Source organism: Pseudoxanthomonas beigongshangi, from assembly GCF_016820515.1.
Taxonomy (GTDB): Bacteria; Pseudomonadota; Gammaproteobacteria; order Xanthomonadales; family Xanthomonadaceae; genus Pseudoxanthomonas_A; species Pseudoxanthomonas_A beigongshangi.
On the sequence record NZ_JADHDV010000012.1, the window covers coordinates 81,151 to 94,648 of the forward strand.

Genomic DNA, 13,498 nt, shown 5'->3' on the forward strand with positions numbered 1-13,498 from the left:
CCGCTCAGTGGGCACGTTCGTCGCGCGCGAAGGGACCCAGCAACGTGCCGACGAAGCCACCGGCCCGGTCGGTGCTCAGTACGGTGCCGTCGATGTCGCGCGCCAGCGATTGCCAGCCGCGGCCGTCGCCGGCATCGAAGGCGAATCCATAAGCGCCTTCGTCACCGTCGATCTTCAGGCGCAGCGCGACACCGGCCTCGACCTCGCGGGTGGCAAGCGTGCGTGCGGCGCCGGTGCCCCACCGCCCCTCCAGGAACACCTGCAGCCTGCCGCCGCTTGTTCGGCGCGCACCGAGCAAATACCAATGCGTCTCGCTCTGGAACGCGGCCAGTCCGGCCGCGACACCGGCGCCGGGCAGCGACATCGCCGTGCTGGCATCGAAGCGAAGGTGCTGCTGGCGGCGTCCCAGGAACGCCGGGTTGCGCAGCGTGTCCAGGCCTTCGGCCAGCGGATGGAGGGCCAGCGCGCCCGGGCGCGTGGCCAGATCCGCCCAATCCCGCCTGGGCACGCGCACGCGCAGCCATTCGCGTGCCAGCGCCATGCCGTCGAACTCGTCGCGATGGACGAAATTTCCGGTGGACGGCGCCTGCGTGGCATCGGTGCGCATCCACGACGGCGCGCGTGCGATGTACGGGATGGTCTGGCCGGCCGGCAGGATCACCGGCCATCCGTCGCGCCATTGCACGGGCAGCAGATAGGTTTCGCGTCCGGTGTTGTAGTGGCGCTGCTGGTAATTGCGGCTGGCCAGGAACACCGCCCACCACGTCCCGTCGGGCCCTTCGACCAGATCGGCATGCCCGGCGTTGGTGATCGGCAACGACCGATCGACCGGCAGATCGCGCTGGGTCAGGATCGGATTGCCCGGATAGGGCACATACGGCCCCCACACCTGCCGGCTGCGCAGCACCACCTGCGAATGCTGCGGCCCGGTCCCGCCTTCGGCGTCGGACAGGTAATACCAGCCATCGCGCTGGTACAGATGCGGTCCTTCGATCCAGATCGGGTTCGTTTCCGGGGCGACGCCGCCATCGATCAGTACCTTGCGCGGGCCGATCGGCTGCAGGCGCTGCAGGTCTATCTCCTGCATCCAGATCGCGCGATGGCCATCGTAGCGCGGAGGACCGACCGGCTCGTCGTTGTTGAGCAGGTAGACCTTGCCGTCCTGATCGAAGAACAGTGACGGATCGATGCCGCCGATGGTCGGCAGCCAGTGCGGATCGGACCAGGGCCCGGCCGGATCGCGGGCGGTGGCGATGAAATTGCCGCCGCTGTCGGTGGCCGTGGTGACCACGTAGAACACCCCGTCGTGGTATTCGATGGTGGGCGCGAAGATGCCGCGCGAGACGCTCAGCCCGTCGAAATCCAGCTGGGTGGGCCGCTCGATGACGTTGCCGATCTGTTTCCAGTGGACCAGGTCGTCGCTCTCGAACACCGGGATGCCGGGATAGAAGGTGAAGCTGGAATTGACCAGGTAGAACTTGCCCCGCGCGGCAATGATGCTGGGATCGGCGTGGAAGCCGGCCAGCACCGGATTGCGGTAGTGGCCGGCGGGCAGCGCCGGTTCGAACGCGGCATCGCGGCCGGTGTACTCGAACCAGTCGAAGAACACCGGCGCGGCGGCGTCGGCCGGTGGCGCCGAATGCGCCGACGCGGTGGCCAGCAGCAGGGCCAGGCCGCTGGCGAGCAGCCATCCCATCGTCCTTATTCGGGCCGACGATGGCAGGCATGGCGACGTGTTTCGATCCGGATTGGGATCGCGCGCGCGAATTCCGTTGCGGAAGGATGCGTTCATCGGGTCGTCTCGGCCGCGGTGAGTGGAAGTTCGAAAGGTCCGGCGGGCAGGCCGGCGCCGTCACGCAGGGTGCAGGTCGGCCCGTCGGCCCAGCAGTAGCGCACCCGTCCGGCATCGCCGGACCGTTGCGGTGCACGCAGGACCACACGATGGCCATCGATCGTCGCGTCCGCATAACGGCAACCGTCCGCTTCGCCACCGCACAGTTCAAAGCCGATCGGACCGGCCGCGCCCGTCGTCGCCAGCGCGCCGGTGACGCCATCGAACGTCACCACCACCGCATCCGCGGTCCGCCGCGCCTCGCGCGGCACCGGGCCGGAAGGCGCGAGCGCGCGCTCGCCATAGATCACGTGGCGCGCCGCGCGCGCCAGCCGTCGCGCCAGTTCCTGCTTGTTCGGCGGATGGATGTCGTAGTGATCGCCGATGTCGATCGTTATCGCCAACCCCGAGCGCGGCTCCTCCGCCACCACCCGGCGCTGTGCTTCGCGGACCTCCGCCCATCTACTTTCCGTGGGTGCGGAAGGCGGCATGCCGTAACCGGCCAGTTGCGCCACCAGCATCGGCAGGCCGTCGCCCAGTTGCCGGCGCCAGTCCGCGCGCAGCGTGCGCAGTCGCGCCGCGTAGCGCGCGCCGTCGGCGGTGTTGGACTCGCCCTGGTACCAGAGGAAACCACGCAGTCCGTAGCGACCAAGCGGCGCGATCATGCCGTTGTACAACGTCGACAGACCCGCCGCCGCCTGCCAGGGCGCGCTGGGCGGCGCGTCGGTACCGGGCGCGGGCCGGTAGCGCCAGTCCGCATCCAGCGGCACCCGGCTGCCGTCGTCAAAGCGCAGCGCATGCGCGGCCGCCGGTCCGGCGAGCCCGCCTTCGCGCCAGGTATCCAGCACGTTGACGACCACGCTGTTGGCGCCTTCCCGCAACAGGCCGCGCGGCAGCGCATAGGCGCGCGCGGCATCGGCGCCGTAGCTGCTACCGACGGGCACGCCATTGATCCAGGTCATGTCCGTTTCATCGGCCACTCCCAGTTCGAGCACGGCTCCACGCGCGGCTTGCGCCGCGCTCAGTTCCACCTGCGCGCGGTACCACACCATGCCGTCGTAGGCCGCCAGTTCGGGGACACCCCAGCGCTCCCAGGCGCCAAGTCCGGCGGGCGCCGGCCGCCACGCCGGATCGGCCAGCGCATCCGCGCGCCACGGTTCGTCACCGGCGGCCGTTTCCTTGCGCGCATTCCACCAGCGTTGCCAGTGCGCGCCCCAGCGCGCGACCGCGGCGTTCGGGTCGGCGGCGTACAGTGACAGCACGTCGAGCGCCTCGCCCCCCTGCCCGCCCGCGCGCAGCGCGTCCACACTGGTCCAGGCCTCGATCCGCGAACCGCCCCAGGCCGCCTGGATCAATCCCATCGGCACGTCGATCGTCTTGCGCAGTTCGCGTGCGAAGTAGAAGCAGGCCGCCGAGAAATCCCGTACCGTCTCCGGCGATGCAATCCGCCAGGCGGTCGGTTCGGAGAAGTGCGACTGCGGCGTGATCGCACCGGCCCGCGGAACGGTGAACAGGCGGATGCGCGCGTCCGTGGCGGCGGCGATCTCCCCGCCCGCATCCAGCGAGCGCCAGACGGGCAGTTCCATGTTCGACTGCCCGGCGCACAGCCAGACATCGCCAAGCCATATGTCGTGCACGGTCTGCACGGCATCGCCCGCTTCGACCCGCAGATCATGGGGTCCGCCAGCCGCCTGCGCGGGCAGGCGGATTTCCCACGCGCCGTCGTGCCCCGCCCGCGTCGCCGACGCGGCGCCGGCGAAGGACACGCTGACCTGCTGCCCCGGCGCGGCCTGGCCCCAGATACGCAGCGGCGCATCGCGCTGCAAGACCGCGTGATCCTGGAACAACTCATGCAGCAACGCCGGGCGGTTCGCTTCCTGCGCGTGCATGCATGGCGCCGCCATGCACCACAGCGCGACGCAGGCGATGCCCCGGGCGAACAAGACTCCTCGGTTCATCGTCCATCTCCCGGCGCATAGGGAAATCGCAGGGACTGGTAGTACGCCAGCGGCCGCGGCGGCGGCGCTTCGCCTGCGGGCAGCGGTAACCCGTTGATGGACTGGAAGTAGGCCAGGCTCGCATCGCGCCACCACTGCGCCTCACGCTGCTGGATGCGCAGGAAAGCGGCCACTTCGCGATGCCGCGCGTCGTCCACCCGGCCACGCAGGCCCTCCCAGGTGGCGCGCATGTCGCCCACGCGGGCCACGCCGCGCGAATAGCGATGAACCATTTCGTCCCACAGGGAACGCCCGGATTGCATGCGATGGTCCCAGCGCACGTGGTGGAACCACAGCAGGAGCGGCTCGGGCACGCGATCGACGTCGCCGAACACGCGCGCCACCGGCGGCATGTACTGGGCCACGGCATTGCTGCCCCTGACGCTGCGATCGAAGCCGATGCCGTCGCGATCGGCGCGGTGATAGTAGACCGAGGTCCAGTCCGCGCGCGGGCCACCGTCGACCCAGGGGCCGGGGCCGTAGTGATGACCGCGTGCCATCAGGTGATGCAGGCCCAGCGGGGTCATGTAGTCCACCGCCGCCTCGCGCGATGCCATCATCATGTCCACCACCGGCCGCACCACCACCGGGTCGGGCGAGAAGGTCATCGCGACCCAGTCGCGGGCGATGTCACGCGCGGCCAGATGGGGATTCCACGCCAGCCGGCCGAACGCGTACCAGTTGGCCTGATCGAAGTGGGAACCGCTCCAGTTGCGATCGGCGCCCACGTTGGCCACGCCCGCCATGCCGGTCAGCGCCGCGCCGTGCAGCGAACCGTCCACGACCCGCGCCACCGTGGATCCGGCGCCGCGCGCATGGGTATCGGCGCGCAGCGTCTCTTCATAAAGCGTGCCCAGATAGACCAAGTGGGTGGCGAAGCCCAGATACTCCTTGGTGATCTGGAACTCCATCATCAGCGGCGTTTTCGGCATCGCACCGAACAGGGGATGGAACGGCTCCCTCGGCTGGAAATCGATCGGCCCGTTCTTCACCTGCAGCAGCACGTTCGGACGGAACCGGCCATCCTGGTGGACGAATTCGGCATGGGCCTGCCTGGCGCGATCGTCCGGGACCTCGTGCGAATAGACGAAGGCGCGCCACATCACCACGCCGCCGTAATCCGCCAGCGCGTCCGCGAGCAGGTTCGCGCCGTCGGCATGCGAGCGGCCGTAGTCCTGCGGGCCGGGCTGGCCCTCGGAATTGGCCTTCACCAGGAAGCCGCCGAAATCGGGAATCAGACCGTGGATCTCGCGCGCCTTTTCGCGCCACCAGCGCCGCACCCGCGGGTCCAGCGGATCGGCGCTGTCCAGCCCCCCGATCTCGATCGGCGCGCTGAAGCGCGCACTCAGGTACACGCGGATGCCATAGGGACGGAAGACATCCGCCAGCGCCGCCGCCTTTTCCAGGTACATCGGCGTCAGGCTCAGGGCATTGGCGTTGACGTTGTTGAGGACGGTGCCGTTGATTCCCAGCGACGCGTTCGCCCGCGCGTAGTCGGTGTAGCGCGGGTCTCGCCAATCCGGAAGCTTGTGCCAGTCCCACAGCGACGCGCCCGCATAGCCGCGTTCGACGTGCCCGTCCAGATCGTCCCAATGGTTGAGCAATCGCAGCTTCAGCCGCGGGGCTTCGTGGATCTTCAGGGTCTGCAGCGAAGCACCGGTCTGCAACAGCCGCAGCAGATGGAACACGCCGTACAGCACGCCGATGTCACCGCCGCCTGCGACGACGAGGGTTTCTTTTCCGTCAATGTTCGTCTGGCGCAGGAGATAGCCTTCCGGCCCCAATCCGCGCACTTCATCGCCCAGCGTCGCGATCCACCGCGAGGAAGCGGGCGTGCCCAGCAGCAGCGTGCCCTCGCCGATGGGGCCGGAGGACAGGCGCGGCGCCCGCCCCAGCAAGCCCTCCAGTCCGCGCAGCAGTTCGTCGCGCGCGGCGCGCTGGGTCGGCGTGGCCTCCGGCGCGACCAATTCGCGCAGGCGCGCCCGGGCTTCCACGGCCTGTGCCGGAGCCATCGGCACGTAACGCATCCACAGCGCGTAGCCGTCCTCGGCGCGCGCCGCGCCCGCGATCAGCACCATCCACAGCAGCAGGAGTTCGGCCAGCACCGGCAGAACGCGTCGCCGGCCCGGGTCGCCCCGGCGCAAGGTTAGCGTTAACATTCGCCGGCCAGGCGGGCACGCGGGCGTGATGTGTTCCATCATCATCCTGCGAGCCTGGCCGGGTTCGGGCGGCCGCGGAAAGACGCGGCCATGGTCGAAGAAGGGAAAACAGGTTGGACAAGCCGAAGAAGTCGATCCGCCGCAAGAGCAGCGGCGTGACTATCGATGAGGTGGCCGCCCTGGCGGGCGTGTCGCCGATGACGGTCTCGCGCGTCATCAATGGCCAGGGAAAAGTGCGCGACACCACCCGCGAGCGGGTCATGCAGGCGGTGCGCGAACTGGACTACACGCCCAATCTGGCCGCCAGTTCGCTGGCGGCGGCCCAACACACCCGCATCGCCCTGATCTACACCAACCCCAGCGGCGCCTATCTTCGCGAACTGCTGGTGGGACTGCTGCGCGTGGCCTCGCGCACCGCGATCCAGCTGGTAGTGGATTACTGGGACGGCCTGGGTGGCGAAGCCGAGCGTGAAGCGGCGCGCGCGCTCGCCCGCCGCGTCGATGGCGTGATCCTGCCGCCGCCGTTGTGCGAATCCCGGGTCGCGGTGACCGAACTGGTCAAGGCCGGCGTGCCGGTGGTCGCGATCGCCTCGGGACGTTTCAGCAACGACATCTCCTGCGTCAGGATCGACGACTTCACCGCCGGCAAGGAGATGGCCGAGCACCTGATCGAACGCGGCCATGCCCGCATCGGCTTCATCCGCGGACGCAACGACCTGAGCGCCAGTTCGCGGCGCTATGACGGCTTCGTCACCGCGCTGCACGAAGCCGGCCTGGAAGTCGACGCCGACCTTGTCCAGCAGGGCGACTACACCTATCGCTCCGGACTCAAGGCCGCCGAGAAACTGCTTGCGCACCGCAAGCCGCCGACCGCGATCTTCGCCAGCAACGACGACATGGGCGCCGCCGCGATCTCGGTCGCCCATCGGCGCGGGCTGGACGTGCCGCGTGATCTTTCGGTGGTCGGTTTCGACGATACCTCGGCCGCGACCACGGTCTGGCCGGAACTGACCACCATCCACCAACCCATCGCGTCCATGGCCAACGCGGCCGTGGACATCCTGCTGCGCAGCATCCGCCGCAAGGGCGACAGCACCCGCGTGCTGATGGACCACGTGGTCCCGCACCGGCTGGTCAGCCGCGAATCGGTGGCGGCACCGCCCAAACGTCGCTAGCGCGTCGCAAGGCCTGTCCGCACCGCACCGGGCAGCGGCATCGTCGACAGCCAGCGGCATACCGGCCCGGCGGACCAGCGCGCTTGCGATATCGGGGTTCCACATGCCCATGCTGTTTCCCGCCCCTCCCGATGATACGGATGCCTGATCAGCTGATCCGGTCGTCCACCCTGGTCTGTATTCCGTCCGAACAAATCTGCGTCACGATGCACGGCGCACCACGCCTGCCGACTCCCACGCCGGCCCGCTCATCGCGATGCCGGCGCCGGTCCGGGCTCACCCCTCCATCTGTTCTAGTTCCTTGCCCTTGGTCTCGTGCACGTACTTAAGAACGAAGAACACCGAGATCACCGCCGCGGCCAGGTAGATGCCGTAGGTCGCCGCCAGGCCGATGGCGGCCAGCAGGATCGGAAAGGTCACGGTGATGGCGAAGTTGGACGTCCACTGCGCCGCACCCGCCACCGCCAGCGCGGAACCGCGGATCTGGTTGGGGAACATTTCCCCCAGCATCACCCACATCACCGGTCCCCAGGACAGGTTGAAGAACACCACATAGAGATTGGCCGCCACCAGCGCCAGCGTGCCCATGCCGCCGGGCAGTTGCAGATGGCCGTCCACCAGCGATCCGCTGGCGAAGGCCCACACCACCAGTGCCAGCGACGCCGCCATGCCGGCCGAACCGATCCACAGCAGCGGCTTGCGCCCGATGCGGTCGATCAGCAGCACGGTGACGAGGCAGGCACCGATGCTCAGCGCGCCGGACAGCACGTTGATCAGCAGGGCGTCGTTTTCCGAGAAGCCCACCGCCTGCCAGAGCACCGCGCCGTAGTAGAACACCACGTTGATGCCCACCAGTTGCTGGAAGGTGGCCAGGCCGATGCCGACCCACACGATCGGACGAATCCGGCCAGTGGCCTTGTTCTTCAGATCCGACAGGCGCGGGCGATGGTGATCCTCGGACAGCGAGGCATCGATTTCGGCCAGTTTGACGCGCGCCTCGCCCGCGCCGAACAGACGGGTGAGCACGCGCATCGCTTCGTCCTTGCGGCGCTTGACCACCAGGTAGCGCGGGCTTTCCGGAATGGTCAGCAGCAGCACCAGGAACAGCAGCGAGGGAAACGCCTGCATCCAGAACATCCAGCGCCAGGCCGACTGGCCGCCCCACAGCGCCCCGGTCGAGGCGCCTGCGGCGCGGGCCAGCAGATAGTTGCTCAGGAACGCCGCGAACAGGCCGCTGATGATGGCGATCTGCTGCACCGTGGCCAGCCGTCCGCGGTACCGCGCCGGCGCCACTTCGGCGATGTAGGCCGGCGATATCACGCTGGCCGCGCCCACCGCGAATCCGCCCAGCACGCGCGCGGCCACGAACACCAGTGAACTGTGCGCGGCACCGGCGCCGATCGCCGACAACAGGAACAGCGCCGCCGAGATGATCAGCACGCTGCGCCGGCCCCAGCGATCGGCCAGCCGGCCGGCGAAGAACGCGCCGATCGCGCACCCCAGCAGCATCGAGGCGACCTCGAAGCCCAGCCCCGCCTTGCTGGATCCGAACGCCTGCTGCAGGCCGTCCACGGTGCCGTTGATGACCCCGCTGTCGAATCCGAACAGGAATCCCCCGATGGTCGCCACCACGCTGATCAACACGATCAGCCGGGTGTTCTCGTTCTCCGTCAACGCCTGGCTCATGCCGTCCTCCCCTTGCTCAGTTCATGACCGTTGCGATGGCCACCCGACCGCTCAGCGCAACAGGTATTGGTTGAGCAGATTCTCGTAGCGCTCCTGCTTGCCACTGATCTGCCTGGGTTCACCGTTCCCGGCGGCCAGCGCCGCCAGTCCGGACAGGTCCAGCCTACCGTTTTCGAAGTCCTTGCCCGCGCCGCTGTCGAAACTGGCATAACGCTCGGCGCGCCATTGTTCCCACGGGGATTCGGTCAACAGCGCGTGCGCGACCTCCAGGCCGCGCGCGAACGCGTCCATGCCGCCGATGTGGGCCAGGAACAGGTCCTCCAGATCGGTCGACTCCCGGCGCACCTTGGCGTCGAAATTCAGCCCGCCCTCCAGCCCGCCCTGGCGCAGCACCACCAGCATCGCGCCGACGGTGTCGTACAGGTCGGTCGGGAACTGGTCGGTGTCCCAGCCATTCTGGGCATTGCCGCGATTGGCATCGATGCTGCCCAGCAGCCCGTGATCGGCCGCCACCTGCAGATCGTGTTCGAAAGTGTGGCCCGACAGGGTGGCGTGGTTGGCCTCGATGTTGAGCTTGAAGTCCTTCTCCAGGCCATGCTCCTTCAGGAAGCCGGCCACGGTGGCACTGTCGAAGTCGTACTGGTGCTTCATCGGCTCCATCGGCTTGGGCTCGATCAGGAAGTTGCCCTTCAGCCCGATGCTGCGGCCGTAGTCGCGCGCCATGGCCAGGAAACGGGCGAAATGGGCGATCTCGCGCTTCATGTTGGTGTTGACCAGCGAGGCGTAGCCTTCGCGACCGCCCCAGAACACGTAGTGCTCACCGCCCAGTTCCACCGTGGCTTCCAGCGCCGCCTTCACCTGCACCGCCGCGCGCGCGACCACGGCGAAGTCCGGATTGGTCGAGGCGCCATTCATGTAGCGCGGATGCGAGAACAGGTTGGCGGTGCCCCACAACAGCTTCATGCCGGTCGCCCGCTGGCGCTCCCCGGCCAGGCCGACCATGTGCCGGAGGTTCTTTTCGTAGGTGGCGATGTCTTCCGCGTCCGGCGCCAGATCCACATCGTGGAAGCACCAGTACGGCACGCCGAGCTTGGTGAAGAATTCGAACGCCGCATCCATCTTGGCTTCGGCGGTGGCCATCGGCGAACCGGCCTCCCACGGGAAGTGCCGCGTGCCGGGGCCGAACGGGTCATGGCCGGCATTGCAGAACGTATGCCAGTAGCAGACCGCGAACTTGAGGTGCTCGGCCATGGTCTTGCCGCCAATCCTGCGGTTCGCGTCGTAGATCTTGAAGGCCAGCGGATTGTCCGAGCCGCGGCCCTCGAACGGGATGCGGCCGATGCCGGGGAAGTATTCCTTGGCGCCGATGAAGGGCTGCGTGCTCATGCTGGATTTCCTTGGGTTGTGCCGGAGGGGAAGCGTCAGCCGCGCTGCAGCGGCGTGACGGCATCGAGGTACTGGAGGAAGCGCCGGTAACCGTTGGCGTACGCTTGCCTGCGTGATGGATCGGGCGTGGCCGACAACGCCGGGTCGGTCGTCACATGCGCCTGCACGACGGTGGCGATGGACGCGGAGTCGCCGTTCGCGCGAGCGCGGGCCCACAGCGCCTGCAGGGCCGCGCCAAAGGCCGCGCCTTCGGCCTGTCGCGGCACATCCACCGGCAGGCCGAACACATCGGCCACCAATTGCCGCCAGGCCGCGCTGTTGGCGCCGCCGCCGGTCAGCACAATGCGATCGAAACGCATCCCGGCGCGGACGAAGGCGTCATAGCCGTACTTCAGGCTGTAGGTCGCTCCTTCCATCGCCGCGCGATACAGGTGCGCCGGGCTGAGGTTGTGCACGTCCAGGCCGGCGAGCACGCCTTTGCCCAGCGGCAGATCCGGGGTGCGCTCGCCGTTGAGGAACGGCAGCATCACCAGCCCGTCGGCGCCGGCCGGCGTGGACTGCACGAGCGCGTCGCCGTCGCGCGCGTCGAAGCCGAACAGGCGCGCGACCTGCTCGGTTGCCACCGTGCAGTTCATCGTGCAGATCAGCGGCAGCCAACCGCCGGTGGACGAGCAGAACGCCGCCCACGCGCCGGCCGGATCGACCACCGGCGTGTCTGAGTACGCGAACAGCGTGCCCGAGGTGCCCAGGCTCATCGCCAGCCGGCCTTCGGCCACGCAGCCGGTGCCGATGGCCGCCATCATGTTGTCGCCGCCGCCGACCGCGACTTTGACGGTGGCGGGCAGGCCCAGCTTCGCGGCCATCGCCGGCATGATGTCGAACAGCGCGTCCGGCGCGGCGATCGGCGGCAGGCAGGCCACCAGATCGCGATCCGGATCGGTGGCATGCAGCATCGCCTTCGACCAGCCGCGCGTGCGCACGTCCAGCCAACCGGTGCCGGAGGCATCGCCGTACTCGCAGAAGCGCTGTCCGGTCAGCACGAAATTCAGGTAGTCGTGCGGCAGCAGGATCGTCGCCAGCCGCGCGTAGGCCTCGGGACGATGCTTGCGCGTCCACGGCAGCTTGGAGGCGGTATAGCCGGCCAGGATCGGATTGCCGGCCAACTCGATGGCGCCTTGCGCGCCGCCGACCGCCGCCATGATGTCGACGCACTCGCCGGCCGTGCTGGTGTCGTTCCACAACTTGGCCGGCGCCAGTACCTGTCCGTCGATGTCCACCGCCACGAAGCCGTGCTGCTGGCCGGACACCGCCAGCGCATCCACGCGCGCGCGGATCGTCGGGTCGATGCGATCGAAGCAATCGCGCATCGCCTCCACCCAGTCCGACGGATGCTGCTCGCGGCTGCCGTCCTCGCCACTGGTCAATGCCAGCGGCGCACTGGCATTGGCGACCACGGCGCGGGCCTCCGGGTCGTACACCACCACCTTGAGGCTTTGCGTGCCTGCGTCGATGCCTGCGGTCAGTGCCATGCGAAGTCCCCGGAACGAAAAGTTAGCGCTACCATTTCGGCGGTAAAAAAAATCCGCATCCGCGAATACCGCCGGGAAAGCCGCTGCCGCGGCCCGGTCCCTAGCCTGCGGCCACTGTATACACGACCGCGCCGGAGTACATGCTGCGGCGCAGAATCCCCGTCCCGACAAGGACTTGCGGACGGCGGACCGTGCGCTTTCATGCCCGCTGCTCCCGCGCCGGGGCCGGACGTTGCCGCCACACCTCGGCGTTGGCCGGGCAGTAGCGTTCAATGAAGTCCTGCTGCGCCGGCATCGCCGCCACCGTCCGCGTGATCGGCGCGCGGATGCCGTCCAGCAGGCGCTTCAGATCCGGGTCGGACAGGCCACGCGCCAGCGGATGGTGCGCCTGCGGCTGCAGGCCCTGGCCCAGCATCACGTGGGTCCAGGAATCGACGCGGAACAGTTCGTTGGCGCCCTGCCAGGCGTGCGCGCGCTCGCGCCACGCCTGCAGGCGGATCGCCAGCGAATCCGGCAATTCCATGTGGCGGCATTCGCGCCACATCGGTTCCTCGCGCTGGTTGGCGTGGTAATGCAGGATGATGAAGTCGCGCACGTGCTCCATCTCGATCCGGCTGGTCTCGTTGTACAGCCGCACCAGCGCGTCATCGATGCCATCGAGCGGAAACAGTTCGATCAACCGCACGATCGCGGTCATCGCCAGGTGCAGGCTGGTCGATTCCAGCGGCTCGATGAAACCGCTGGCCAGGCCCAGCGACACCACGTTCCTGTTCCAGGCCCGCAGGCGACGCCCGGTCCGGAACGGCACCCGCCATGGATCGCGCACCGGCGGCGCGCCGACGTCGGCCAGCAGTTTGGCGCTGGCTTCGTCGTCGGACATATGACGGCTCGAAAACACCAGGCCGCAACCGACCCGGTGCTGCAACGGGATGTGCCAGCGCCAGCCGGCCGCATGCGCGATCGCGCGCGTGTACGGCACCGGCGCGCCGGTTGGCTCGGTCTGCACCGCCACCGCGCGGTCGCTGGGCAACCAGCGGTTCCAGTCCTCGTAGCCGGTTTGCAGGGTCTGCTCGATCAGCAGACCGCGAAAGCCGGTGCAATCGATGAACAGATCGCCCTCGATCACCTGGCCATCCTCCAGCAGCAACGCGCGCACGTCGCCGGTCCCGGCGTCCTGGCGCACCTCGCGGATCTTGCCCTCGATCCGCTTGAGTCCGTTGCGCTCGGCATGCCGGCGCAGGAAACGCGCGTACAGCCCGGCGTCCAGGTGGTAGGCGTAGTTGACCGCGGGCTGCCCGCCCAGGGCGAACCGATCCCGCAGCGACGCCTGGGTTTCCAGGCAGAAGTCGCCGAGCTCGGAGGCATGGCCGCGGCGCAGGCTCTCCAGCCAGAAATGGTGGAACGCGCAGACCAGGGTGCCCTGACCGGTGATGCCGAACGGATGGATATAGCGCTCGCCGTGCCGGCGCCAGTGCTCGAACGAGATCGACAGCTTGAACGTGCCGGCCACGGCCTGCAGGAATTCCTGCTCGTCGATCTGCAGGAAGCGATGGAAGCTGCGGATCGGCGGCACCGTCGATTCGCCGACGCCGACCGTGCCGATCTGCTCGGATTCGATCAGGGTGATGTCCAGCAGTCCGCGGAACTGGTGCGCCAGCGCGGCGCCCGCCAGCCAGCCGGCGCTGCCCCCACCGGCAATCACCACCCTGCGTATCCGTCCAGCTTCCATCCGTCC

At 68.6% G+C, this 13,498-nt stretch carries 8 protein-coding genes; 1 reads left to right on the plus strand and 7 read right to left on the minus strand.

What is annotated here, in order from left to right:
• Positions 1-4: 4 nt before the first annotated feature.
• The 3 genes from IQ458_RS10840 to IQ458_RS10850 all read right to left on the minus strand — a co-directional run bounded on the left by IQ458_RS10840 (position 5) and on the right by IQ458_RS10850 (position 5,987).
• Entirely contained in the window at positions 5-1,696 is a 1,692-nt protein-coding gene (locus IQ458_RS10840) for a glycoside hydrolase family 43 protein (RefSeq protein WP_203322796.1), read from the minus strand.
• Positions 1,697-1,788: 92 nt separating this feature from the next.
• Positions 1,789-3,789: a sialate O-acetylesterase gene (locus IQ458_RS10845; RefSeq protein ID WP_425504675.1), complete on the minus strand. Its 2,001-nt coding sequence runs from the start codon at positions 3,787-3,789 to the stop codon at positions 1,789-1,791.
• The gene (locus tag IQ458_RS10850) at positions 3,786-5,987 is read right to left on the minus strand and encodes an alpha-glucuronidase family glycosyl hydrolase (RefSeq protein ID WP_203322797.1); all 2,202 of its coding nucleotides are present in this window, start codon (positions 5,985-5,987) and stop codon (positions 3,786-3,788) included. Before IQ458_RS10850 ends, IQ458_RS10845 begins: the two co-directional genes overlap by 4 nt.
• 113 nt (positions 5,988-6,100) lie before the next feature.
• Between IQ458_RS10850 and IQ458_RS10855 the strand changes: the two genes are divergently transcribed.
• Positions 6,101-7,162 (plus strand): LacI family DNA-binding transcriptional regulator, encoded by a 1,062-nt coding sequence (locus IQ458_RS10855; RefSeq protein ID WP_203322798.1) that lies wholly within the window; start codon positions 6,101-6,103, stop codon positions 7,160-7,162.
• Between the two features lie 276 nt (positions 7,163-7,438).
• Here IQ458_RS10855 and IQ458_RS10860 read toward each other — a convergent pair whose 3' ends face one another.
• The 4 genes from IQ458_RS10860 to IQ458_RS10875 all read right to left on the minus strand — a co-directional run bounded on the left by IQ458_RS10860 (position 7,439) and on the right by IQ458_RS10875 (position 13,492).
• Positions 7,439-8,848: a sugar porter family MFS transporter gene (locus tag IQ458_RS10860; RefSeq protein WP_203322799.1), complete on the minus strand. Its 1,410-nt coding sequence runs from the start codon at positions 8,846-8,848 to the stop codon at positions 7,439-7,441.
• Positions 8,849-8,899: 51 nt separating this feature from the next.
• On the minus strand, positions 8,900-10,234 hold the full coding sequence (gene xylA / locus IQ458_RS10865; RefSeq protein WP_203322800.1) for a xylose isomerase: 1,335 nt from the start codon (positions 10,232-10,234) through the stop codon (positions 8,900-8,902).
• 35 nt (positions 10,235-10,269) lie between these two features.
• Complete coding sequence (gene xylB, locus IQ458_RS10870; RefSeq protein WP_203322801.1) at positions 10,270-11,763, minus strand: xylulokinase; 1,494 nt, start codon at positions 11,761-11,763, stop codon at positions 10,270-10,272.
• A 199-nt stretch (positions 11,764-11,962) separates the two neighbouring features.
• A complete protein-coding gene (locus IQ458_RS10875) occupies positions 11,963-13,492 on the minus strand; it encodes a tryptophan halogenase family protein (protein ID WP_203322802.1) in 1,530 nt (509 codons plus the stop codon).
• Positions 13,493-13,498 lie beyond the last annotated feature (6 nt).